At 37.0% G+C, this 22148-nt stretch carries 25 protein-coding genes; 17 read left to right on the top strand and 8 right to left on the bottom strand.

Translation table 11 applies throughout. The features are described from left to right. The first annotated feature begins 1 nt into the window (after position 1). The 6 genes from C7Y47_RS08105 to C7Y47_RS08080 all read left to right on the top strand — a co-directional run bounded on the left by C7Y47_RS08105 (position 2) and on the right by C7Y47_RS08080 (position 4855). Positions 2-895: an ABC transporter substrate-binding protein gene (locus tag C7Y47_RS08105; protein WP_142508311.1), complete on the top strand. Its 894-nt coding sequence runs from the start codon at positions 2-4 to the stop codon at positions 893-895. A gap of 28 nt (positions 896-923) precedes the next feature. Beyond that, positions 924-1712 (top strand): ABC transporter ATP-binding protein, encoded by a 789-nt coding sequence (locus C7Y47_RS08100; protein WP_132359126.1) that lies wholly within the window; start codon positions 924-926, stop codon positions 1710-1712. Between the two features lie 39 nt (positions 1713-1751). Further along, on the top strand, positions 1752-2792 hold the full coding sequence (locus C7Y47_RS08095) for a FecCD family ABC transporter permease (RefSeq protein WP_142508310.1): 1041 nt from the start codon (positions 1752-1754) through the stop codon (positions 2790-2792). Next, positions 2789-3823, top strand: a complete 1035-nt coding sequence (locus C7Y47_RS08090) for a FecCD family ABC transporter permease (protein WP_142508309.1) — start codon at positions 2789-2791, stop codon at positions 3821-3823. The genes C7Y47_RS08095 and C7Y47_RS08090 overlap by 4 nt, the downstream gene beginning before the upstream one ends. A 446-nt stretch (positions 3824-4269) precedes the next feature. After that, the gene (locus C7Y47_RS08085; protein WP_142508308.1) at positions 4270-4497 is read left to right on the top strand and encodes a hypothetical protein; all 228 of its coding nucleotides are present in this window, start codon (positions 4270-4272) and stop codon (positions 4495-4497) included. Between the two features lie 148 nt (positions 4498-4645). Beyond that, positions 4646-4855 carry a GNAT family N-acetyltransferase gene (locus tag C7Y47_RS08080; protein WP_142508475.1) on the top strand — a complete coding sequence of 70 codons (210 nt, stop codon included), beginning with the start codon at positions 4646-4648 and terminating at the stop codon, positions 4853-4855. A gap of 47 nt (positions 4856-4902) precedes the next feature. On the opposite strand, the gene C7Y47_RS08075 is transcribed toward C7Y47_RS08080, so the two are convergent. Beyond that, positions 4903-5340, bottom strand: a complete 438-nt coding sequence (locus tag C7Y47_RS08075) for a MarR family winged helix-turn-helix transcriptional regulator (protein ID WP_142508307.1) — start codon at positions 5338-5340, stop codon at positions 4903-4905. Positions 5341-5461: 121 nt separating this feature from the next. Between C7Y47_RS08075 and C7Y47_RS08070 the strand changes: the two genes are divergently transcribed. Further along, positions 5462-6049, top strand: coding sequence for an NAD(P)H-dependent oxidoreductase (locus C7Y47_RS08070; RefSeq protein WP_142508474.1), 588 nt, complete (start codon positions 5462-5464; stop codon positions 6047-6049). A 42-nt stretch (positions 6050-6091) separates the two neighbouring features. Here C7Y47_RS08070 and C7Y47_RS08065 read toward each other — a convergent pair whose 3' ends face one another. The 6 genes from C7Y47_RS08065 to C7Y47_RS26085 all read right to left on the bottom strand — a co-directional run bounded on the left by C7Y47_RS08065 (position 6092) and on the right by C7Y47_RS26085 (position 11011). Beyond that, the gene (locus tag C7Y47_RS08065; RefSeq protein WP_436970101.1) at positions 6092-7117 is read right to left on the bottom strand and encodes a HAMP domain-containing sensor histidine kinase; all 1026 of its coding nucleotides are present in this window, start codon (positions 7115-7117) and stop codon (positions 6092-6094) included. A gap of 38 nt (positions 7118-7155) precedes the next feature. Further along, the gene (locus tag C7Y47_RS08060) at positions 7156-7833 is read right to left on the bottom strand and encodes a response regulator transcription factor (protein WP_142508305.1); all 678 of its coding nucleotides are present in this window, start codon (positions 7831-7833) and stop codon (positions 7156-7158) included. 17 nt (positions 7834-7850) lie between these two features. Further along, positions 7851-9605, bottom strand: a complete 1755-nt coding sequence (locus tag C7Y47_RS08055) for an ABC transporter ATP-binding protein (protein ID WP_142508304.1) — start codon at positions 9603-9605, stop codon at positions 7851-7853. Between the two features lie 289 nt (positions 9606-9894). After that, positions 9895-10197, bottom strand: coding sequence for a zinc-ribbon domain-containing protein (locus C7Y47_RS08050; protein ID WP_142508303.1), 303 nt, complete (start codon positions 10195-10197; stop codon positions 9895-9897). Between the two features lie 20 nt (positions 10198-10217). After that, positions 10218-10625, bottom strand: coding sequence for a zinc ribbon domain-containing protein (locus C7Y47_RS08045; RefSeq protein WP_142508302.1), 408 nt, complete (start codon positions 10623-10625; stop codon positions 10218-10220). An 11-nt stretch (positions 10626-10636) separates the two neighbouring features. Then, the gene (locus C7Y47_RS26085; RefSeq protein ID WP_142508301.1) at positions 10637-11011 is read right to left on the bottom strand and encodes a DUF2085 domain-containing protein; all 375 of its coding nucleotides are present in this window, start codon (positions 11009-11011) and stop codon (positions 10637-10639) included. Between the two features lie 347 nt (positions 11012-11358). Between C7Y47_RS26085 and C7Y47_RS08035 the strand changes: the two genes are divergently transcribed. The 4 genes from C7Y47_RS08035 to C7Y47_RS08020 all read left to right on the top strand — a co-directional run bounded on the left by C7Y47_RS08035 (position 11359) and on the right by C7Y47_RS08020 (position 13991). Beyond that, positions 11359-11934, top strand: coding sequence for a MarR family winged helix-turn-helix transcriptional regulator (locus tag C7Y47_RS08035; protein ID WP_142508300.1), 576 nt, complete (start codon positions 11359-11361; stop codon positions 11932-11934). Further along, positions 11927-12238: a YtxH domain-containing protein gene (locus C7Y47_RS08030; protein ID WP_142508299.1), complete on the top strand. Its 312-nt coding sequence runs from the start codon at positions 11927-11929 to the stop codon at positions 12236-12238. Before C7Y47_RS08035 ends, C7Y47_RS08030 begins: the two co-directional genes overlap by 8 nt. Positions 12239-12262: 24 nt before the next feature. Then, on the top strand, positions 12263-13525 hold the full coding sequence (locus tag C7Y47_RS08025) for an MFS transporter (protein ID WP_142508298.1): 1263 nt from the start codon (positions 12263-12265) through the stop codon (positions 13523-13525). A 307-nt stretch (positions 13526-13832) separates the two neighbouring features. After that, positions 13833-13991 carry a MerR family DNA-binding transcriptional regulator gene (locus C7Y47_RS08020; protein WP_142508297.1) on the top strand — a complete coding sequence of 53 codons (159 nt, stop codon included), beginning with the start codon at positions 13833-13835 and terminating at the stop codon, positions 13989-13991. 162 nt (positions 13992-14153) lie between these two features. Here C7Y47_RS08020 and C7Y47_RS08015 read toward each other — a convergent pair whose 3' ends face one another. Beyond that, positions 14154-16178 (bottom strand): multicopper oxidase family protein, encoded by a 2025-nt coding sequence (locus C7Y47_RS08015; RefSeq protein WP_255505083.1) that lies wholly within the window; start codon positions 16176-16178, stop codon positions 14154-14156. Between the two features lie 703 nt (positions 16179-16881). Here C7Y47_RS08015 and C7Y47_RS08010 point away from each other — a divergent pair. From C7Y47_RS08010 to C7Y47_RS07985, 6 genes are all read left to right on the top strand, one after another. After that, the gene (locus C7Y47_RS08010; RefSeq protein WP_142508296.1) at positions 16882-17364 is read left to right on the top strand and encodes a cell wall elongation regulator TseB-like domain-containing protein; all 483 of its coding nucleotides are present in this window, start codon (positions 16882-16884) and stop codon (positions 17362-17364) included. 16 nt (positions 17365-17380) lie between these two features. Then, entirely contained in the window at positions 17381-18574 is a 1194-nt protein-coding gene (locus C7Y47_RS08005; RefSeq protein WP_142508295.1) for a pyridoxal phosphate-dependent aminotransferase, read from the top strand. Between the two features lie 255 nt (positions 18575-18829). Then, on the top strand, positions 18830-20125 hold the full coding sequence (asnS, locus tag C7Y47_RS08000) for an asparagine--tRNA ligase (protein WP_132359094.1): 1296 nt from the start codon (positions 18830-18832) through the stop codon (positions 20123-20125). Positions 20126-20239: 114 nt separating this feature from the next. Further along, positions 20240-20968 (top strand): DnaD domain-containing protein, encoded by a 729-nt coding sequence (locus C7Y47_RS07995; protein WP_142508294.1) that lies wholly within the window; start codon positions 20240-20242, stop codon positions 20966-20968. A 12-nt stretch (positions 20969-20980) separates the two neighbouring features. Further along, a complete protein-coding gene (gene nth / locus C7Y47_RS07990; protein ID WP_049666611.1) occupies positions 20981-21643 on the top strand; it encodes an endonuclease III in 663 nt (220 codons plus the stop codon). After that, complete coding sequence (locus C7Y47_RS07985; protein ID WP_142508293.1) at positions 21640-21954, top strand: YpoC family protein; 315 nt, start codon at positions 21640-21642, stop codon at positions 21952-21954. Before nth ends, C7Y47_RS07985 begins: the two co-directional genes overlap by 4 nt. Positions 21955-22148: the final 194 nt, after the last annotated feature.

Here is a 22148-nt window from a genome sequence, read left to right as displayed (position 1 = left end):
AATGAAAAAGTATTTATTATTTATCGTGTTAACGCTTATGTTAGCAGCATGTCAAAGTAACGAAGCTAGCACTTCTGAGGCAACAACGGATACAAAAGCAGAGGAGACATCAGAAACACGGATTGTTGATTTATCAGGATCGACAGAGGAATTTCTAAAGTTAGGTGTAACCCCTGTTGCAAGTGGTAACGTAGATATGGCGGATCATACTCAGTTTGCTCCGTTAATTAGCGAACAGCTAAAGGACACAGTCAATGTAGGATGGTATGGTCAACCAGCTAGCCCAGAAGTCGTAAGTGGTACAGCACCAGATAAAATTTTTATTACTCAAAGACAAGAAAGTATAAAAGAAAGCTTAGAAAAAATTGCACCTGTAGTGGTTGTTCCTCATATGTACTATGAGTTTGAAGAGCGATTCCGTTTTATTGCTAAAGAGTTAGATAAGGAAGAAGAGATGGTAGCTTGGTATGCTAATTATAAAGAACAAGCGGCAGAGCTAGGTGACAAAGTAAAAGCTAAGGTTGGAGCAGATAAAACATTTATGGTAATGGAAGCAACAGCTAAAGAACTTCGTGTTTATGCTTCTGCCGGTTTAGCGGATTTATTATTTGAAGATATGCAACTTAAAGCAGATGAAAACACACCAGAACCAGATGGCTGGGGTGGTAAGGTTGTAAGCTTAGAAGTATTATCACACATTAACCCTGATTATATTTGGATGATGAAAGATAATAATGAAACGGTTATTGATGGATTAGACCTATGGAAAAATTTAAATGCCGTGAAAGCAGGAAATGTATATAACATTACGAGTTCACAAAACTATAATGAATCATTCAGTGCGTTCGGGCGTGAAAATCTATTAAAAGTAATTGAAGAGCAAATGTTAAAGTAAAATGTCTTGAAAGAGAGTGGTTTTTATAATGGCAGTACTTACGATAGATCATGTTGATATAGGTTATTCCTCATCCCCCATCGTAAAGGATTTAAGTGTTGAAATACCAAAAGGTAAAATTACTGCACTAATTGGTCCTAATGGTTGTGGGAAATCCACATTATTAAAAGCAGTTGCACGATTGCTAAAAATCCAGCAAGGTGCAGTGTATCTGGATGGGAAAGCTTTGCATGAAATGAACACAAAAAGTATCGCAAAACGTATGGCCATTTTACCACAGTCATCGATAGCACCTGGGGGATTAACCGTAATAGAGCTTGTGTCATATGGTCGTTTTCCATATCAGAGTGGTATGGGGACATTACGTAAGGAAGATTACGGTTATATTCACTGGGCTATTGAAGTAACGGGCTTGAAAGAATATCAAGATCGATCAATTGAAGCACTATCTGGTGGACAAAGACAGCGTGTCTGGATTGCGATGGCACTTGCTCAAGGCACCGATATTTTAATATTGGACGAGCCGACAACTTACCTCGATTTAGCGCATCAGCTAGATGTGCTATTACTTTTAAAAAAGTTAAACGAGGAAGAAGGGCGCACAATTGTCATGGTATTGCATGACTTAAACCACGCGTCACGCTTTTCAGATTTTATGATGGCGATTCGAGATGGACAACTTGTTGTTAGTGGGAGCCCACACGAAGTAATGACAGAGGAAAATCTAGAAGAAATTTTTAATATTAAAGCACATATGGCTGTTTGTCCATATAGTAATAACCCAATATGTTTAACCTATCATACGGCCAAAATGTAAATTTGGTCGAGGTATAACTAAAGAGAGTGGAGTAGATTTATGGAAGCACCAAATCTTGAACAGACAATAAATATACAAAATAGAGCGTATCCATTGCGTGCAGTTACGGCATTAGTCGTCGGTATAATAGGGCTTGTGATAGCAATTGCTTTATCGATCTCATTTGGAGTAGCTGATATTTCAATTGAAACGATTTGGCAGGCAATATTTCATTATTCTGCTGCACTACCAGAGCACCAGGTAATATTTGATATTAGAATACCTCGGGTAATTGGTGCTGCATTAGTAGGTGCTAGCTTCGCGGTTGCCGGTGCAATTATGCAAGGGATGACTCGTAATCCATTGGCTGATTCAGGTCTACTTGGGTTAAATGCAGGAGCAACATTTATGTTGGCTATTTGCTTTGCATTTTTCCCTAATACCCCCTATATTTACTTGATTTTATGGTCGTTTTTAGGGGCATTATTAGGTGTAGCAATCGTTTACTGGATAGGCTCTTTATCAAAGGGCGGTTTAACCCCTATGCGTTTGGTACTAGCAGGAGCAGCTGTGAGTGCATTATTAGGTGCGTTAAGTGAAGGAATAGCTCTTTACTTTCAAATCGGTCAAGATTTAGCATTTTTTTATGCTGGTGGAGTATCAGCTACAAAATGGAGTAATCTCCAAGTACTGATTCCATGGCTTCTACTTGCCTTTATCGGAGCACTTATATTGTCGCGCTCAATTACCCTTTTAAGCTTAGGTGATGAAATTGCAGTTGGACTAGGCCAAAAAGTAGGTGTCGTAAAATTCTGGGGCTTACTTATTGTTTTAGTATTGGCTGGTGGAGCCGTTTCAGTTGTTGGAGCTGTAGCGTTTGTTGGATTAATCGTACCACATTTGACACGATACATTGTTGGCTATGATTATCGATGGATTATTATTTGTTCTATAGTTTATGGTGCGCTATTAGTCGTGTTGGCAGATTTTTTTGCACGGATTATTAACCAACCATATGAGGTGCCGATTGGTGCGCTCATTTCATTAATTGGTGTTCCATTTTTCCTGTATCTTTCTCGTAAAGGTGGGAAAGAACTATGAGACAACTTTATTTAACAGAGGGTCAGGAAGTGGCTAAAAAACGACATAGCCGTATAGTAATGGTTTTTCTAGTACTTATTATTATCGTTTTTATGATGAGTATGAATGTAGGGATATCCAAGCTTTCCGTAGGTGAGGTAATTAAAACGCTATTTAATCAGGGAACTGCTCATCAAGAACTTGTTTTATTTGATTTTAGATTGCCTAGGATGCTAATCTCGATTTTAGTTGGAATGGGATTAGCAACAGCAGGTGCTGTTATGCAGGGAGTTTCCAGGAATGCTTTAGCTGATCCAGGAATTTTAGGGATTAATGCAGGTGCAGGGCTTGCTATTATGCTATATATTTCATTTTTTCCAGCTACAGCAGATGTCCCTGTATTCGCTTTGCCCATTATCGCGATTATTGGAGCAACAGGAACCGCTTTGATTATTTATATGTTGTCCTATAAACGGCATGAGGGTATTTCACCTATGCGACTACTTCTAACAGGAATTGCAGTAGCAGCAGGGATTAGCTCGTTGATGATTGTCTTAACATTAACGCTTACCCCCGATAAGTATCAATTTTTAGCGACTTGGTTATCTGGTAGTATTTGGGGGTCGAATTGGAAGTTTGTCATGGCGCTATTACCATGGATTTTGATTCTACTTCCACTCATTTATGTTAAGTCAAATGTGCTAAATGTCCTCAATTTAGGCGATTCACTTGCAATAGGATTAGGCACCTCAATCGAACGTGAGCGCAGATGGCTGTTATTAGCTGCTGTTGGTTTAGCAGCGTCTAGCGTGTCCGTAAGTGGTGGTATTGGCTTTGTCGGTCTAATTGCTCCACATGTTGCCCGACAATTAGTTGGTGCGAAACATCAAATTTTGTTGCCAGTTGCTGCTTTAGTTGGTGCATTATTAGTTTTAATTGCAGATACAATTGGTCGGGCAATTTTACAGCCTTCAGAGGTACCAGCAGGGATTGTTGTTGCAGTTATTGGTGCACCATATTTTCTTTATTTGTTAGCTAGATTAAAAGAGTGATAGAAATGCAAAGTATAAGTGGAAGCGTCCAAAAGGCAGACAGCTCCAAATACTTCTAGATAACTATCTGTTTAAGGATTTTGCTTCTCACTCGTTATTATAGCAGGCTCTACCTGTAGTCCCTACGGCGAAAAAACTGGACTTGTGTACAGTGCCAAACATTTAAGATTATTATGATGGAAGAACGACCTTCTTAATATGTTATAGTGAAGAAGTACTTTTTCGCCTAATGCAAGAAACAGCATGACCCTCGTTGGCCATGTTGCTGTTTTTATTGTTAAGGAAATTCACTAGCGTTGCATTAAATAAAAATAATTTTGTCAAGCGTATTGCCTATTACATTGAATATATGGTAAATATAGGTGTTATCAAATGTAAAAAGTCTCCTTATAATTAGAGCGAAAGTACGTAGTCCTGTCCATCACCTAATAACGAGGAGATAAGTTATGAATATAGTTCAAGCAAACACTATTTCACCAGCTATTAGAAAACTACTTTCTTTTGCAACTTCGGATAAAAAAGTTCAACAAGAGTATGAAAAATATATCCTTTTATCGAATAGGACATTATATAGTTTTGGAGTTAGGGGTAAAATAGTCGGTTGTATTGGGATAGAACAACTCAGTTTATCTTCATTCAGCAGAAGAATTCCACCTCTGAAGATGGCGAGATGAATAAAGTGTGGTTCTTTTCAGTCAAACACTTATTGAATGAAGATAAAGCCTCCGGCGGATGTCACGGATTTTTAAAGGAATGAATTGTGCGGGCACAATTCAAAATCCGGACGCAATTACGCCTTGGCGTAATTGATCAAAGTGTGAGATTAAGCATATTGCTGTATTAGCTGATCAAAGAGGAAAAGGCATTGGCAGTAAAATGATTCATTTTATAGCAAGGAAGTACCCATCAATTGTGGCAGAAACAGATTATGAGGCTGTAGATTTTTATCGACGCTATGGTTTTTTCATAACTAGCCTAGGAGAGAAATACCCGGGTGTGGAACGCTTTCTATGCCAATATAATAAGCAGTAAAAAGAACCTGCAATGCTTGTCTTAATGAAAAGCATGCAGGTTTTCATTTATGATTTTGGGTTAAAGACCTTTTCATCAAGAACGTTTAATGCATGATGAATGTCCTCTATATCTTCTTTAGATGCATGTTGGATAAGTTGTTGAAAGCGCTCTTCTATACAGGCGAATGCTTCTCCCATTATTTTTTCTCCATCCTCTGTAAGGCAAACATAGTGCTTTCTTCGATCTTCAGTATCGCTAATTTTTTTAATAAACTTTCTTTCCTGTAATTTACGTAATTCACGGCTTGTATTAGGTAAGGACATATGCTGGCAATCACTAATTTCAGTAGGTGTAACTGGCTGACTTACTTTTATATATTCTAGAATTTTATATTGAACTGGTGTAATATGATCGATTTTAACGTTTTGAGTTAGTTCGTGCGTTACTTGGTGTACTGCTGTTGTAAAAGCTACGAACTGATTAAATAATTGTTTTTTGTCCAAATGGGTTCACCTCTTACTGACAAGATAACAAAAAACTTATCTCAAAACAATTATCATTTGACAACTAAAGTCAAACGGTTTATTATTTTGTTATCAAATGATAAGTAATGGAGGATTTATGATGAATACATTAATTATTTATACATATCCCAATCATAAAAGTTTGAATTATGCTTTTTTACAGGAGGCTATTAAGGGTTGTCATGACAATCCGCTCGTAAATGAGATTCAAGTATTAGATTTATACGAGGAGCAATTTAACCCAATTTTAGTATTTCATGAACATAAACGCCGTCGTGATATGTTTCGTGATCCGAAGCTAGAGAAATATCGTGAACAAATTAAGTGGGCTGATAAAATCGTTTTTGTTTATCCGATATGGTGGGGAAGACCACCAGCAATGCTTTTAGGGTATATTGATCAATTATTTGCGGCCAATTTTGCCTATAAAGATAAAAAGGGACTACTTCCTGAGGGGCTTCTAAAAGGAAAATCAGTGGTGTGTATTTCGACAATGAAAGGGCCAACAAAATATCCACTATTATGGCTCAATAATGCGCATAAAATATTAATGAAAAGAGCGTTATTTAATTTTGTTGGTATTAAACAAGTGAAATTTTTTGAATTTGGCAATATGGAAAGTAAGAAGGGGAGACAAAGCAGAAAACTTGAAAAAGTTTATCAATATTTTAGAAAAGTAGCTTACTAGTTCTTCAGCCTAATAGACTCGTGCAGACGAAGAAAGAATCTCCTATTCGTTTGCACGAGTCTCAGTTTCTAATGGCAGTGTTACAAAAAACGTTGTAAATTCAGCTGGTATACTTTCAACAGTAATTGTTCCGTTATGCATATCGATGATTTTTTTTACTATAGATAGTCCTAAGCCACTTCCGCCATTCTCAGTAGTTCTTGATTGGTCTGCCTTATAAAATCTTTCGAATACATGCTTTTGTTGTTCTACTGTTAAACCGATACCGTTATCATGAACGTTGATAGTCATTGTATCCATTTGTTTTGTCATAGATATCGTAATGGTGCCAGCAGCTGGTGTGAATTTAATGCTGTTGCTTAGTAAATTCATCCATACTTGATTCATTAAATCTTCATCAGCCATTACCGAAATGTTTTCTAATTGCATATCCATGTCGATATTTTTTACTAGCCAATTTGGTTCCAGCGCTAGTACGACATTACGCAATTGCTTATCGAGTCGGTAATGCCTTGGCTCGAAGGGATGGTGTTGTGATTCTAACGACGTTAGCTTTAGTAAATTGTCACTAATTTTTGATAGTCGATTACTTTCCATCTCAATGATTGCTAAATAACGCTGTCGTTTATCCTCAGGGAGGTCAATGTTTTTCAATGCTTTAGCAAAGCCATTAATAGATGTTAGAGGCGACTGAATTTCATGAGATACATTCGAGATAAATTCTTGACGCATTCTTTCCATTTCACCTAATTCGACTGCCATATGGTTGATGCCATGTATTAATTGACCAAATTGATCTTCATCTGTTTTCAGATCTAATTTAACAGTAAAATCACCTTTAGCAATCCGGCTTAATGCATCTACAATCGTATTCCAATAGTTCCGTTGTCTTTTTAGCCCTATTAAAAAGGTGATGATGACTGAACAAGCAAAGAGAATAAAAACACCAACTACGGTCCATAATTGTAGCCAGAAACCTTGTGGATGTTTGCCTAACCAATCATAAAGCCAGGACGTTATGTGGTAGGAAATATAAGCAAAGAAGATGCTAATGGTAAGAAGAAGCATTAAAATTAAAAAAAGCTTTAAACTATTTTTTAATCTTCTCATGGAACAAGTTCCAACCGATAGCCTAGGCCACGAATTGTACGAATAACAAATCCACTTGTTTCTTGAGGGAAACGTTGACGAAGTCTTTTAATGTGAACATCGACTGTCCGTTCATCACCTTCATAGTCATATCCCCAAATTTCTTCGATTAGCTGTTCGCGTGAAAAAGTTTTTCCAGCATAGCTTGCTAACGTAAATAACAGTTCAAATTCCTTTAAACGAAGTGTTAAAGATTTACCGTTATACAAGACTTCATGTGTATTACGATTTAACTTAATATTGCCAGCCTCCACAAGTTGAGATAGGGAAATATGGTATCTTTTAAGTATCGATTTCACACGGACGATCAACTCTGCTGGCTCAAATGGTTTAACAAGATAATCATCTGTTCCAAGATGAAAACCCTTGACTTTTTGCGAGGTTTCTCCCTTTGCAGTTAACATTAAGATTGGTAGATTATCATTAAATGAACGTATTTCTTCGCATAATTCCCAGCCATCCATATTAGGCATCATAATATCCATTATAATCATATCCACCTTTTCAGATTCCAATTTGGACAGTGCATCGACACCGTCCGTAGCTTCAATTACCTCTAAGCCTTCATTTAGTAAAAATACTTTAACTAATTCCCGAATATGCGCATCATCATCTACTACTAATAGTTTTGTCATGCTAACAAATCCCTTCGTTATTCCTCTTTAATACGTAATTGTTGCTTGGCAAACTCCCGATACATATCATGAGTCCTAAATAGCGTATCGTGTGTGCCACTGCCCGTAATATGTCCTTTCTCCACAAAAAGTATTTGATCTGCATCTACTACTGTCGAAAGGCGGTGTGCAATGACAAGCGTTGTTCTACCTTGCATTAAATTATCTAAAGCTTTTTGAACATAGATTTCCGATTTACTATCTAGACTAGATGTTGCTTCATCTAGCATTAATATTTGAGGGTCACGCAAAAGTGCTCTTGCGATAGAGATTCGTTGTCGTTGACCACCAGAAAGCTTAATGCCTCGTTCTCCTACCTCTGTATCAAATTGCTCTGGTAATTCATTGATAAATTGATCGGCATAGGCCATTTTAGCAACTCTATTAAGTTCTTCATCCTGCACTTCTCTGTCAATGCCATAGCAAATATTTTCACGAATTGTACCAGACAGCAGTGCACTCTCCTGAGCAACGTAGCCGATTTGGCTTCTCCAAGAATGTAGGGAGTACTTGTTGATAGGGGTTTCTCCAAGTGTAATACGTCCGTTAGTAGGCTGATAATATCTTTCTAGCAGAGAAAATGTTGTTGTTTTTCCTCCGCCACTAGGTCCTACGATGGCCGTAACTTGACCTGGTTCAATGGTAAAATTAATATTCGATAAAATTAGGTCTTCTCCATAAGCAAAGTCAACATTTTTTACATAAATCGGTTGATCCACTTTTTCTAATGTGTTTCCTTCGAAAATATTTTCTTCCTCATGCTCAAGTAATGCACTAATTCGCTCCGTAGCACCCATTGCTTTTTGTAGCTGTGTAAAGAACATTGTTAATTGGGTCATCGGCATGATGATTTGGATTAAATATAAAATAAAGGCCACCATGTCGCCTGCTGTAAGCTCTCCTGAAGAAACTCGTATACCGCCATAACCAATAATGGCCACAAGGACTGACATTAATACAAACGAAATGAGAGGCGAAATAAGCGCATGGATTTTAGACTCTTTTAAGCCAAACGTAAAAAGGTTTGTAATACCTTTCTTGCCACGCTCATATTCAATATTTTCGGCATTTGAAGCTTTTACTAATCGCGTTTCAGGTAAAACTTGATTGAGCACAGCCGTAAATTTTGCTGTCTCATCTTGCATCCCTTTTGAAATGACAAACATTCGTCTTCCTAATAACATTAAAATAACCATAGCAAGCGGGACAGCAATTAGCATGACTAAGGTCATTTTCCAGTCTAAGATTAATAGAATGATGATTGATCCAATAATAGATAGTACGCCTGATAAACAGTTCGCAAGATGTTCCGTAATGAGATCCTTAACAACAGCTGTGTCATTCGTAACACGGCTTAATGTTTCACCTGTATCGTTCTCATCATAATAAGGAATTGGTAAATGAAGTAGCTTTCTCCAAAGCTGATCTCGTAATTTCGCAACAACATGATGTCCGACACGATTTAAATAATAAATGGAAAGTCCACTCGCAATAGCCTGCGCGATAAAAGCAATCCCTAACAAAAGTATTTGCCAATAATTAAGGGATGCTAATGAAAAGCCATCGACTAATTTTTTTGTAAATAACGGAACGATAAAGCCTACGCCCGTAGTTGCTAAACTCATTATTAATGCAATAATTAAAAGCCATATTGGTGGTTCAGCCTGTTTGACTAAGCGAATAAAGCGCCACCAATCCTTCAGTTTTGTCGTATCTTTTGATGCCTCCTGCACAGTAAATCCTCCTTTGATTTCATCAACAATAAAATATGAATCTTTTATATGACTAACTATAGCATGTCAATATGAACTGAATATGAAATGAGGAGATAATGAGGATAGGTAGTACGATTATTATGATTTATATCAATAATTATATAAAGGAGTAACTATGAAAAGAGGCTGGACATAAGTGAATTTTTAGGATGGAAAAAAATACATCAGAAAAGCGCGAGGAATCAATGTTTTAAAATTGATGTCCCGCGCTTTCTAAGATGTCGACTAGCTAATTCCTAGTTTTTTTTTAATAATTATACTCGTCGATAGAACCAAGCACAAACCCTAGTATTCCAAATAAAACCATTAATACTACATATAAACCTATTGCAATCAACGCCCATACTAAAGCAGATTTAGCTGCTTTAGGCTTATCACCTTTCCATACAAAATACATAATAATCCCTAAAAGCGGTGTACAACAAACGGAAAGGATATTAATAGCTATATTTGGTTTATCCTCTTCAGATGTATTATGTACACGAACACCACATTTTGGACAAATTTCTGCTTGTGCTGCAATTTCTTCACTACAGTGTGGACAAAACATTTAAATTATACCTCCTAAAATTAAAAGAATTCCCATTTTCCTATTGCTTTTCCTTCATATTTTTTTTTCCCGATTAAATAAGCATCAATTAAAATGGGTATACCAACCATAATGAATCCTAAAGGAAAAGGAATGAAAATAATAATTATAATAGATATAAATATGCAAAGAAATCCCTTACCCATTTGATTATTAATGATTTGGCCTACACCAGGTATTAGAAATGTAAGTAATGTAGGAACTAGTGGATGAGTACCCTTAAGAGATTTTTTTAAAATAATACCGCATGAAGTACACATTTCTTGTAAAGCATTTAATTCATTCCCGCAATTATGGCAGTAATTATGTACTTTGAATTTTCTAACACCACAATTTGAGCAAATTTCTGCGTGTTCTGATAGATTGGATGCACAATATGTACAAAACATTTTCAGTCTCCTTAGTTAAAAATTAATGAACCAATATATTCTCCTTTTTTATAGAGATACATAGTTAGTTTCCAAAATAAGAGAGCGGCGTGTAAAATCATAAAAACAATGCCTATTCCCCCGAGTATTCCCGTTACTAATCGCCGATTATTAGTACTAAGCCATTTATTAAATAATTGTCCCGTTCCGTCTATAATCATAGGAATTGTTAAAATAAGAGCATAAAAAAAGGGTAAAATTTTAAAAAATGCCAATATAATGCCAATTATATATCCTATACAAATTCCTGTGCAACGTGCGCAAATTGGAAATTGAACACCTCTATAAAAAAAAGATCGACTTGGTAATCTATGGCAAAGGAATAAAAGTTGAAAATATCGATTCACGAAATCACCTATTTAATCAAGTTTTTCAATAAAAGGAAACAACGAATATAATATACTATAAAAAGGAATATGGGTAGTACCTTTAATGATAAAAATTACTTTTCATATAATTTAGGGATTAAGTAATAGGTGTTTGTTCCTACAGTGGATTTTTCTAGCATTTTTTTAAGAGGAATGTTTAAAATAAGTTCCTTTTTTTGGAGGAATATCATATAATATTATAAACCGACAGTCGGTCTATTGGATGTTTGATTTATTCGAAAAAAATAATAGTCACCATGTTGACGTTAATAATGCTATTGTGTATTATTTAGTAAACATGGTGACTAAATAGCGAGGTGCTACATATGGATTTACAGCTTTTATTGAAGGAATTACATTTTATGCAGCAAAGTTATGCGACATTGTTTTCAGTTGTCAATAAAGTTCAAATCAAAGGAGATGAGTATTTAGAAGTATTAACGTCGAGACAGCATATGGCTCTTATTGCTATTGCGCATTTACCAGTAGCAAATACAACACTCGTAAATATCGCCAAAAAGCTTGGTACAACTAAGCAGACTGCGAATAAGTTAATAACGAGTCTTGTGAAAAAAGGATATGTCCAAACGGTACCAAGTAAATTAGATAAAAGGTCGATCAATGTCGAGATTACCTCAGAGGGAAAAACAGCTTTAATTGCTTGTTCGGAGAAGTCTACTTACTTTTTAGCAGATATCTTTAAAGACTTTACAACAGAGGAAATTGAAACATTATGGAAGCTATTACAAAAACTCTATCGCTTTGACGGTGAGGAACTAGACGGATATGAAGAAACGGTAAATATGGAGATCGAGGAGCCAAAACAGATTTCAGACTTCCAAGAGAGAGTTTTTACTGAGTTATTAAAAAGACGAAATGGAGATGAAGAACGCCGTGACTAAAGGAGCTATAACATTTTTTTACCCTCAAAAAGCAAAAGATACTAAGCAGAAGTTAAAAGAAAAAGTTTATTTTATGAAACGTAAAATAAAGAAATTTACGTATGAGGTTAAGGAAAAATTTTATCGAAATTCAAAAATTAATCGTACTGGAAATTATGTATCCATTATTGTGGGGTTCTTATTGTTAATAATGTCTTGGAGTGTGCAAATAGAGTGGCTCATTTGGTTAAGTACTATAAGTATTTTTAGTAATGTCTTTCTTCTTACAATACAAAAATATTCTACCCTTTCAAAAGGGGCATGAATGGTAAAGGAAGGGGTCTAATGAATGGAATCACAGATTAAAAGAAAAGGCTTTTCAAAAGATTTTAATCTTATGGTGATTGGGCAAATTATTTCTATATTAGGATCTGCGCTTTTAAGGTTTGCCTTATCACTTTATGTACTAGATATTACAGGACGTGCAGATCTTTTTGCAGTACTATTTGCGATATCGAGTGTCCCAATTTTACTAGCACCGCTAGGAGGAGCAATTGCTGACAGGTTTAATCGGCGTAATTTAATGGTGATTTTTGATTTTACGAGTAGCATAATCGTTTTTATTTTCTTTGCAATGCTAGCTTATGGTAATAGTTCCATTTGGCTTATTGGTGTTGTGATGGTGCTTCTTTCCTTTGTTAGTGCTATGTATGCACCTGCAGTGATGGCCAGTATTCCAGTACTTGTAGAAGAGGAAAAACTAGAGCAAGCTAATGGAATAGTCAATGGTATTCAATCATTGTCTAATGTAGCTGCACCTGTATTAGGAGGAATACTTTACGGTTTGATTGGCTTAAAAGTGCTTGTCATAGTGAGTGCTGTGTTCTTTTTCCTTTCTGCCATATTAGAGATGTTTATCCATATACCATTTATGCAACGAGAACAGGATAGACATATTATTCCTACGCTTGTAAATGATTTGAAAGAAGGCTTTAGTTATGTAGTGAAGAAATCTTTTATCTTCAAATGTATGATTTTAGCTGCATTATTAAATTTATTATTAACACCGCTGTTTGTCGTAGGTGTACCGATTATTCTGCGTGTTACAATGCAAAGTAGTGATACATTGTATGGAATAGGGATGGGATTAATCGATTTTGCTACAATTTTAGGAGCTTTATCAATGGGGTACTTTGCGAAAAAAATGGGTATCAATAATTTATACTTTTGGGTGTTTATCACAGCTTTATTGATTGTTCCAATGGCTCTAGCAGTTACGCCACTCATTCTTAATATAGGATATTATCCGTCTTATACTTTATTTGTCGGTAGTGCGCTTGTTATAGCTATGATTCTGACCGTTATTTCAATATATGTTATTACACTTGTACAAAAAGAAACGCCTAATGAAAACTTAGGGAAGGTCATGGCTATCATCATTGCCGTTTCACAATGTATGGCACCGATTGGGCAAATATTGTATGGCCTTTTATTTGAAGCATTTAGTGTTAAAGTCTACATTCCTATTTTAATGATTAGTATTGCCATGGTAGTGATGGCAATTGCAACAAAGAGAATTTTACGCTTTGAAAAGAGCGAGATAGCAGAATAATTCATAAGAAATCTATTGCACAATGCTTTACTCGAGCATTCTAAACAACAGTAAATACTGACAATCATTTTCAAACGATTACCCTTTGAGTCCCTTAATGCACAGCAAAAGGGGCTCTTTTTTGTCTTAGGAAAATACTATTGACCGATTAAAGGATCTTTAGGTGATATTTTGCGTAGGTGTACCTATTTTTAGCTGATGATAGCGGAAATCAGCGTATTGGATAACAAATGGTAAATTAAAACCCTTAATAATGGATCATCACCAAAACGTGTGGTTGATTTCCGTTCCGACTGGGCGCTTTGATATGACGATTCAAGAATTTTCTGAAAGAACTGGCATAGCCAAAAGTACATTACGCTTTTATGAAACCAAAAATTTACTGTTACCGGAGGAAAGAAGTTCAAATGGCCATCGAGTTTATGCGGATAGTCAGAACATTGTTTATCGTACCTATTCTTTATAGTCTAATTAACAATTAAAATCATAGAGAGGAGGGACGTAAGTATATTTTCAAAAAAGATTTTCCTTACATCAGAAAAGCGCGAGAAATCATGTTTCTAAAATTGATATCTCGCGCATTTTAAGAGTTTGCTCAGTTTTTTCCAAGCCTTTTATATTGGTAACATTAGTACCATCTTCTCCGACGCCTCGCAGGTATTCTTTGTCGAGATTGAAACTCGTCAGACGGGAAGATTGGTTGGGGAATGCTTTCAATATCAGAACGAATAATTTGATGTTGCGGAAGTTCTATTTTTGAAAACGTCATATTTTGAGTATTGTTCAAAAGTGGTGAAGATAGCTGATTATATTCCACATTGTCTTCTAAATAAGCTGTTTCAGTAGAGTGAGTATTGTTTTGCGTACTAGTTAAGAGAGGAATAGTTTGCGGAGTATATTCTATTTCGTTTTCTAAATATGTTGCTTGCAAAGAGGCTTGAGAGTATTCTACAATTTCTTCAATTGGCGTGAAGTGTGGAGAAGTGTTCAAGAATGGTACAGTGTGCTCATTATTGCCCGTAACAATAGTAGAGTCGTCATGATGCCGTTCTTGCACATGCTCTATTTCATGCTGGATTTCAGCATGTTGCTCTTGCACAGGGGGAAAATCCTTCATGACGAGTATTGGTCGCATCATGTCATGATCTTCATGTTCTAGGAAATGACAATGCCACATATATTGGCCGACATGATCTTTCCAATGCATAATAATTTTCGTAACCTTCCCTGCTTCCGCTTTTACAGTATCCTTCCAACCTTGCTCATAGTTATGCGGTTTTTCAGGGGGCCCTGTAAATTCCAGTCTACCTTCATTTTGATATAGCCCCATATCGAAAGGGCGTCGTTCTAGTATTTTAAATTGAATTAAATGTAGATGAATAGGGTGATCAAACTGCGTGGCATTTATAAAATTCCAAATCTCTATACTATCAAGTGCAGGCTTTTCGGTAGTAGGATCATGATACATACGATTATTTAATAAAAACATTGGTCGACCAAAATCGTCTGTCGCAGCAGTTAATGGCAAATGTCTCTCGGTATGTGCATCGTGTGAATGTAAATCCATTGATACTGCGAGTCTTTCTGGTATTTCACTAGTATCCTCACACTTTAGAGGAAGACACACGTTAAACTGCATGATTACACGTGTATGTTCATCAATGAAATTTTCATCGGAATTGACTAACTTTATTTCCTGACCTTCATATGATGAAAAATCGACTATAACATCTGTTCGTTCTGCCGGCAATAATTCGACAGATTGAATTTCTTGAGGCGCAGTTAAAAAGCCTCCGTCTGTTCCGATTTGTATCATAGGATCACCGTTTGAAAGGCTAATGACATAACCTCTTCTATTGGAACCATTGAGAAAACGAAATCTATATTTACGAGGTTCGACATTTAAATATGGCCAGACCTTCCCGTTTACAACGATGGTATTACCAACAAAGCCAGGTGTAATAGATGGATGAACGGGAACTGGGAATGGTGGTTCATCAGGATAGAAAAGTGAGCCATCTTCATTAAATGATTTATCTTGTATTAAGATGGGATACTCATAGTCACCACAAGGTAGGTTAGAACGCTCCTCAAGCGAATCTCGAAGTAAATAAAAACCGGCTAATCCGGCATACACATTTAAACGAGTTAGCGCCATTGCATGATCATGGTACCACAGAGTTGCGCCGGGTTGATGATTAGTATATTCATGTATGTCTTTATTGAACTTTGGACCTGTTTGAGCATAATCTCTTGTATACCATGCTTCGGGATGTCCGTCACTCTCCCAATCTACATTTGCGCCATGTAAATGTGTAACAGTTCTTACTTCCGTTGAATCGTTTGCCGCATGAAGTGAAAAATCAACGGGTAAAAAGTGATTTAAGGGCAATTGATTTTTATATCTAACATAAATGCTTTTGTCTTTTGTAGCTTCAATTGTCGGTCCGGGATAAAGTCCGTTATAGCCCCATATGATTGATTTGGGGAAATCTTTATGGAAAGAATGCTCTGCTTGCATCATTTTAAGTTCATAATAATTTTTTCTCTGTTGGCCTTTATAATATTTAGGTTTAGCGGTAACCGGTTTTGGCAGCTCATCCACAAATTTTGGTATTGTCTCTGGATCTGTAGGATTAACTTCTTTAGTCAAAACATCACGTCCCTTTTCAATTCTTAAAATTGCTCATTACCTCATCATATGGGTAAAAACAATAGGCAACTAGGACAATAATGGAGATAATTGTACTTATAAAAAAATATCCACATTTAATTTATTTCATCTTTTGGCCGAAAGCGTAGCGACAGGACAGAAGTCTCCACCTCGATAGGTGGTGAGATAATTGCAAATTTAAGTTGCTTTTCAGTCGGTGCCCCAGGAACTCAGTCTAAGAACGCTACGTTCTGTGGCAAAAGCGAAGTGACAGCAAAAGGTGTGCCAATTACAAAAAAATCTTTATATAAGCAGGCAAATCAATGCTTGTACAGTGCTTTAAATGACGGTCGTCCTACTATGTTTTTTGTGGATTATCATAGGATTTTAGCGACAAATTTTGCTTCCTATTTGCAATTGTGAATAGGAATTTTTCCATTGAAAGGGTTTTCTTTCTTAAGGGCTGCACGGAAAAGAAAAAAATTACTACCCGAATCATTTGAAAACGTTATTCTATCAACGTACAATATATGAAATAAGAAACACGACAGCACAAAATTGTTGTATAATGTTGTGGTATGAGGAAAGAAAGCAGGTTGACAAAAATGGAAAGCAAAATGAATGTATACGCAGTTATAGATATGCAAAAGCATCAGGCATTCGTGTTAAAGAATACGCTAGATGTGAAACTTAAGGTGAATATATGAAAAACTGGTTGATTTTCATTTCTGTCTTTATGGTTTCATTGTCACTTGTCATTAGTATTTTAGTACTCTGGAAAGCCGAGGCTCCATTCCGTTCAATTGAAGAGCAGGCTGAACAGTTGGCACTCGATGCCAAAGCCCTCGCAATTGTCTCGGAGTCTTACACATATAATGGCAAACATTCGTATGTCACTGTGTTCGGGGCAGATGAATATGGTGATAAAAAAGCCGTCTTTGTTCCGACGAATCTAAAAGCTGATTCAATTAAGGAAGTACTTTTAAAAGAGGGTATTACGGAAAAGCAGGCATTATCGGTTTTGAAAAAAGAAGGCAATGTACAAAAAGTCCTTAATATCAAATTAGGCTATGAGGAGCCAGGTGCTGTTTGGGAAATTACATACCTAAACGATCACGATAAGCTCAACTATGTCTATATTATGTTTAAGGACGGCGACTGGTGGAAGCGCATTACGAATTTATAAGAGGAGTAGATCTCGTATGAAAAATTTATTAGCAAACCGTGTAAAAACTTTAACACCTTCTTCAACTTTAGCAATTACTGCGAAAGCAAAGGAATTAAAAGAGCAAGGTATTGACGTTATTGGTCTAGGTGCTGGTGAGCCTGACTTCAACACGCCACAAAATATTTTAAATGCTGCCATTGACTCGATGGAAAAAGGTTTAACAAAATATACACCTGCTGGCGGTCTTCCAGTACTTAAGAAAGCTATTATCGATAAACTTCAACGCGACAACAATCTTACATACAAGCCGAATGAAGTAATTGTAGGTGTTGGAGCAAAACATATTCTTTATACTTTATTCCAAGTGATTTTAAACGAGGGCGATGAAGTTATTATTCCAATTCCTTATTGGGTATCTTATCCTGAGCAAGTAAAATTAGCGGGCGGTGTACCTGTTTATGTTGAAGGCACACGTGAGCAAGGCTATAAAATTACTGCGGATCAATTAAGAGCTGCTGTGACAGATAAAACAAAAGCAGTTATTATTAACTCTCCTAGCAACCCATCAGGTATGATTTATTCTCGTGAAGAGATTGCTGAAATTGCTGCTGTTGCAGAAGAAAAAGATATTTTAATCGTGTCAGATGAAATTTATGAGAAGCTTGTATACAATGGTATTGAGCATTTTTCAATTGCACAACTATCTGATGCAGTGAAAGCACGTACAATCGTTGTAAATGGTGTTGCAAAATCTCACTCTATGACAGGCTGGCGTATCGGTTATGCTGCAGGGGATGCGGACATTATTAAATCAATGACCGATCTGGCATCACACTCTACATCGAACGCAACAACAACTGCACAATATGCAACAGTGGAAGCGTATAATGGACCACAAGACACTGTAGAAGAAATGCGTCAAGCATTCGAAACTCGTCTTGAAAAAATTTATCCACAGTTAAGTGCAATTCCTGGCTTCAACGTTTTAAAACCTCAGGGTGCATTCTATTTATTACCAGATGTAGCAGAAGCTATGGCTCATACTGGCTATGATTCAGTAGATGCATTCGCTTCGGATATTTTAACAGAAGCAAACGTAGCAGTGATTCCAGGTTCTGGCTTTGGTGCACCAACTACAATGCGATTATCTTATGCTACATCTTTAGACTTATTAGAAGAGGCAGTCCGTCGAATTGATACATTTGTAAAATCAAAATGGCAAGACTAATCCTTTTAACATCTTTCAGCAGATCTTTTTTGTACCGAAAGCGTAGCGACAGGTACAGAAGTCGCCCACCTCTATAGGTGGTGAGATGAATGCGAATGTAAGCTATTTTTCAGAGGGGGTCCAAACGCCCGCTGAAAGAAGTTAAAGCCTCCGGCGGATGTCATGGAATCGGAAAGGAGTTCTTTGTGCAAGCACAAAGCCGATTCCAGACGCAATTATGCCAAGGCACAATTGATTGAACTTTGGAGGATTTCTATGAAAAAAATTATGATTCAAGATATGCCAAAGCATATCGGTGAAACCGTCAAGCTAGGAGCTTGGTTAGCGAACAAACGATCAAGTGGGAAAATTGCCTTCTTACAATTACGTGATGGTTCTGGCTTTGTTCAGGGCGTTGTTGTAAAAGAAGAAGTAGGCGAAGAAATTTTCGCCATTGCAAAAGGAATGTCCCAAGAAACTTCAATGTACATTACGGGAGAGGTTAAAGCAGATGAGCGTTCAAGCTTTGGCTGTGAAATTGCTGTAACTGGTATTGAAGTACTACATGCTGCAACTGATTTCCCTATTACGCCAAAAGAACATGGTCCAGAGTTTTTAATGGATAACCGTCACTTATGGCTACGTTCTCGTAAGCAACATGCGATCATGAAAATTCGTAACGAAATTATTCGTGCAACTTACGAGTTTTTCAACGACAATGGCTTTACAAAAATGGACCCACCGATTTTAACTGGGTCAGCTCCAGAAGGTACTTCTGAGCTATTCCACACAAAATATTTCGATGAGGATGCATATCTTTCTCAATCTGGTCAACTTTATATGGAAGCGGCTGCGATGGCATTAGGTAAAGTGTTCTCATTCGGTCCTACATTCCGTGCAGAAAAATCTAAAACACGTCGCCACTTAATCGAGTTTTGGATGATTGAACCAGAAATGGCATTTGTGGAATTTGAAGAAAACCTAGAAGTGCAAGAACAGTATGTAGCGCATATTGTGCAATCAGTTCTGGCAAACTGCAAATTAGAATTAGAGCGACTTGGTCGTGATACTTCAACACTTGAAAATATCAAAGCACCATTCCCTCGTATTTCTTACGACGATGCCATTAAATTATTACATGAGCAAGGATTTGACGATATTGAATGGGGCGATGATTTCGGTGCACCACATGAAACAGCAATTGCTAATTCATTTGATAAACCTGTATTCATCACTTGTTACCCAGTAGGCATTAAGCCATTCTACATGCAACCACATCCTGACCGTGATGATGTAGTATTATGTGCAGATTTAATTGCACCAGAAGGTTATGGTGAAATAATTGGTGGTTCTGAGCGTATTCACGACTATGATTTATTAAAATCACGTCTTGAAGAACATCAATTATCTTTAGATGCTTATGCATGGTATTTAGAGCTACGTAAACAAGGTTCTGTACCACATTCAGGCTTCGGTCTTGGATTGGAACGTACGGTGGCATGGATTTCTGGCACGGAGCACATTCGTGAAACGATTCCATTCCCACGTTTACTAAACCGCTTATATCCATAAGCAATACCTTTTAGGTTTTGCTGCCCGTCAAAGCAGTTAAAATTAAAAAAAGTCGCGTAGTGATGTGTCTACGCGGCTTTTCTACTTACGATAGAAAAAGGAGTCAAGTATAATATGAGCACAAATAACAATCGACTCCGTACATGGACTGAGCAGAGAATGATTCAAATTCCTCAGCTTTTTTTTCAGTTTTATAAGGAGTTAAATATTGAGGATGATGAGGCACTTATTGTTATGCATTTACTTTCGTTCCATATGGAGGGGAATGATTTTCCTACGCCTAATGACCTGATGAATCGTCTGACAATGCCTGGCAATGACATTACTTCACGACTACAGCGCTTAATGCAAAAAGGTTTCCTTGAAATAACAAGCGACGTCGATGCAAATGGCAAACTATATGAAAAATATTCGGTATACCCACTTTGGGAGCGTATTATGCAGATGATTGAAATGAAGGAACATCAAAAATCAGCAGCATCACTTCGACAAGAAGAGGGTGAAATATTCCGATTATTTGAAGAGGAAATGGGGCGTCTTTTATCTCCTTTAGAGCTAGAAAAAATCGGATATTGGTTAGATGAGGATAAGCACAGTCCGGCGCTTATTAAGGAGGCGCTTAAGGAGTCTGTATTTGCTGGCAAGCTAAGTATTCGTTATATAGATCGAATATTACTGGAGTGGAAAAAGAAAAATATTACGACACCACAGGCAGCACAGAAGCAAAGCGAGCAGTTCCGGGAAAAACAAACATTTAACCGACCGCCAGTCCGAACAATGCAGCAAGAAACGCAGTCGACAAATAAAGTACCATTTTATAATTGGTTAGAAGAAAGAGAATAGGAGGCTTCCGACATGTTAACAAAAAAACAATGGGAGCATTGTCTAGCGGAAATGGATCGTATGTTTCCTGATGCACATTGTGAGTTAGTACATGACAATCCGTTTGAACTAACTATTGCCACGTTATTATCGGCCCAGTGTACGGATGTACTTGTAAACAAAGTAACGAAAACATTGTTTCAAAAATATAAAAAGCCGGAAGATTACTTAGCTGTATCCTTAGAAGAGCTGCAACAGGACATTCGCTCCATTGGTTTGTATCGGAATAAGGCAAAGAATATTCAAGCATTATGTCAAAGGCTATTAGAGGAATACGAGGGGGAAATACCCGCAAGTCGAGAAGCACTAGTCACATTGCCTGGTGTTGGTCGTAAGACTGCTAATGTCGTGTTGTCTGTTGCTTTTGAAATTCCTGCACTTGCAGTGGATACACATGTAGAGCGGGTCTCTAAGAGATTGGGACTTTGTCGCTGGAAGGATTCAGTGCTTGAAGTCGAAGAAACAATTATGAAAAAAACACCGATGGACAAGTGGTCGAAAACACATCACCAGCTAATTTTCTTCGGTCGTTATCATTGTAAAGCTCAAAACCCTAACTGTCACACTTGCCCTTTACTTGATGATTGTAGAGAGGGGCAAAAACGTTTAAAGAAAGGGTTGGTGAAGGAAGCGTGAATGTAGAGGCACTCGAAAAGGAAAAAGTAGATGCTTGGTTTGCAAAATGGGCAGAACTAGAAGGCAAAATTCATGCAGCTCATGATGCAAGGACTGGTGAAGCAAAAGGATTGATGGAAATGGCCATTTTATTGTTTGAGCGCTTAGTGCAAGATGCAGGGGATGAAGTGTTACCTATTAATGGTGTCGAACGCTTAACCTTTATAAAAGCAAAGCCTGGCCAATATGCCTGTTATCGTCAGCTCGATGAATTATTTAAGGAAACAAAAAAACGAGCAGCACGGCTACGCTTGCAGGCTGCCAAAAAATAATAAGACAGATAGACCTGAAAGATATAAAAAGAGGCTGGTACATAACTGGTCAAAACCTTAAAAGCGCGAGAAATCAATTTTAAAATGTTGATTTCCGCGCTTTTCTGTGTCGAAGTGTTGAGCCACTTCCACAATTTGTTGCTACGCTTTCGCGCAAAAAAAACATCTTTTGAAGTTTCAATTTATCACTTTAA

The sequence above is a fragment of the Lysinibacillus sphaericus genome, assembly GCF_006864135.1.
Taxonomy (GTDB): Bacteria; Bacillota; Bacilli; order Bacillales_A; family Planococcaceae; genus Lysinibacillus.
This window is presented reverse-complemented; position numbering and strand designations above follow the sequence as displayed.

Coding starts and splice junctions, on each gene's coding strand:
- C7Y47_RS08020 (WP_142508297.1), top strand. CDS start 13,833: ATGACGATTCAAGAATTTTCTGAAAGAACTGGCATAGCCAAAAGTACA.
- C7Y47_RS08070 (WP_142508474.1), top strand. CDS start 5,462: ATGAATACATTAATTATTTATACATATCCCAATCATAAAAGTTTGAAT.
- C7Y47_RS08025 (WP_142508298.1), top strand. CDS start 12,263: ATGGAATCACAGATTAAAAGAAAAGGCTTTTCAAAAGATTTTAATCTT.
- C7Y47_RS08090 (WP_142508309.1), top strand. CDS start 2,789: ATGAGACAACTTTATTTAACAGAGGGTCAGGAAGTGGCTAAAAAACGA.
- C7Y47_RS08065 (WP_436970101.1), bottom strand. CDS start 7,117: ATGCTTCTTCTTACCATTAGCATCTTCTTTGCTTATATTTCCTACCAC.
- C7Y47_RS08100 (WP_132359126.1), top strand. CDS start 924: ATGGCAGTACTTACGATAGATCATGTTGATATAGGTTATTCCTCATCC.
- asnS (WP_132359094.1), top strand. CDS start 18,830: ATGAAAAAAATTATGATTCAAGATATGCCAAAGCATATCGGTGAAACC.
- C7Y47_RS08060 (WP_142508305.1), bottom strand. CDS start 7,833: ATGACAAAACTATTAGTAGTAGATGATGATGCGCATATTCGGGAATTA.
- C7Y47_RS08005 (WP_142508295.1), top strand. CDS start 17,381: ATGAAAAATTTATTAGCAAACCGTGTAAAAACTTTAACACCTTCTTCA.
- C7Y47_RS08085 (WP_142508308.1), top strand. CDS start 4,270: ATGAATATAGTTCAAGCAAACACTATTTCACCAGCTATTAGAAAACTA.
- C7Y47_RS08010 (WP_142508296.1), top strand. CDS start 16,882: ATGAAAAACTGGTTGATTTTCATTTCTGTCTTTATGGTTTCATTGTCA.
- C7Y47_RS08095 (WP_142508310.1), top strand. CDS start 1,752: ATGGAAGCACCAAATCTTGAACAGACAATAAATATACAAAATAGAGCG.
- C7Y47_RS07995 (WP_142508294.1), top strand. CDS start 20,240: ATGAGCACAAATAACAATCGACTCCGTACATGGACTGAGCAGAGAATG.
- C7Y47_RS08105 (WP_142508311.1), top strand. CDS start 2: ATGAAAAAGTATTTATTATTTATCGTGTTAACGCTTATGTTAGCAGCA.
- nth (WP_049666611.1), top strand. CDS start 20,981: ATGTTAACAAAAAAACAATGGGAGCATTGTCTAGCGGAAATGGATCGT.
- C7Y47_RS08045 (WP_142508302.1), bottom strand. CDS start 10,625: ATGTTTTGTACATATTGTGCATCCAATCTATCAGAACACGCAGAAATT.
- C7Y47_RS08050 (WP_142508303.1), bottom strand. CDS start 10,197: ATGTTTTGTCCACACTGTAGTGAAGAAATTGCAGCACAAGCAGAAATT.
- C7Y47_RS08035 (WP_142508300.1), top strand. CDS start 11,359: ATGGATTTACAGCTTTTATTGAAGGAATTACATTTTATGCAGCAAAGT.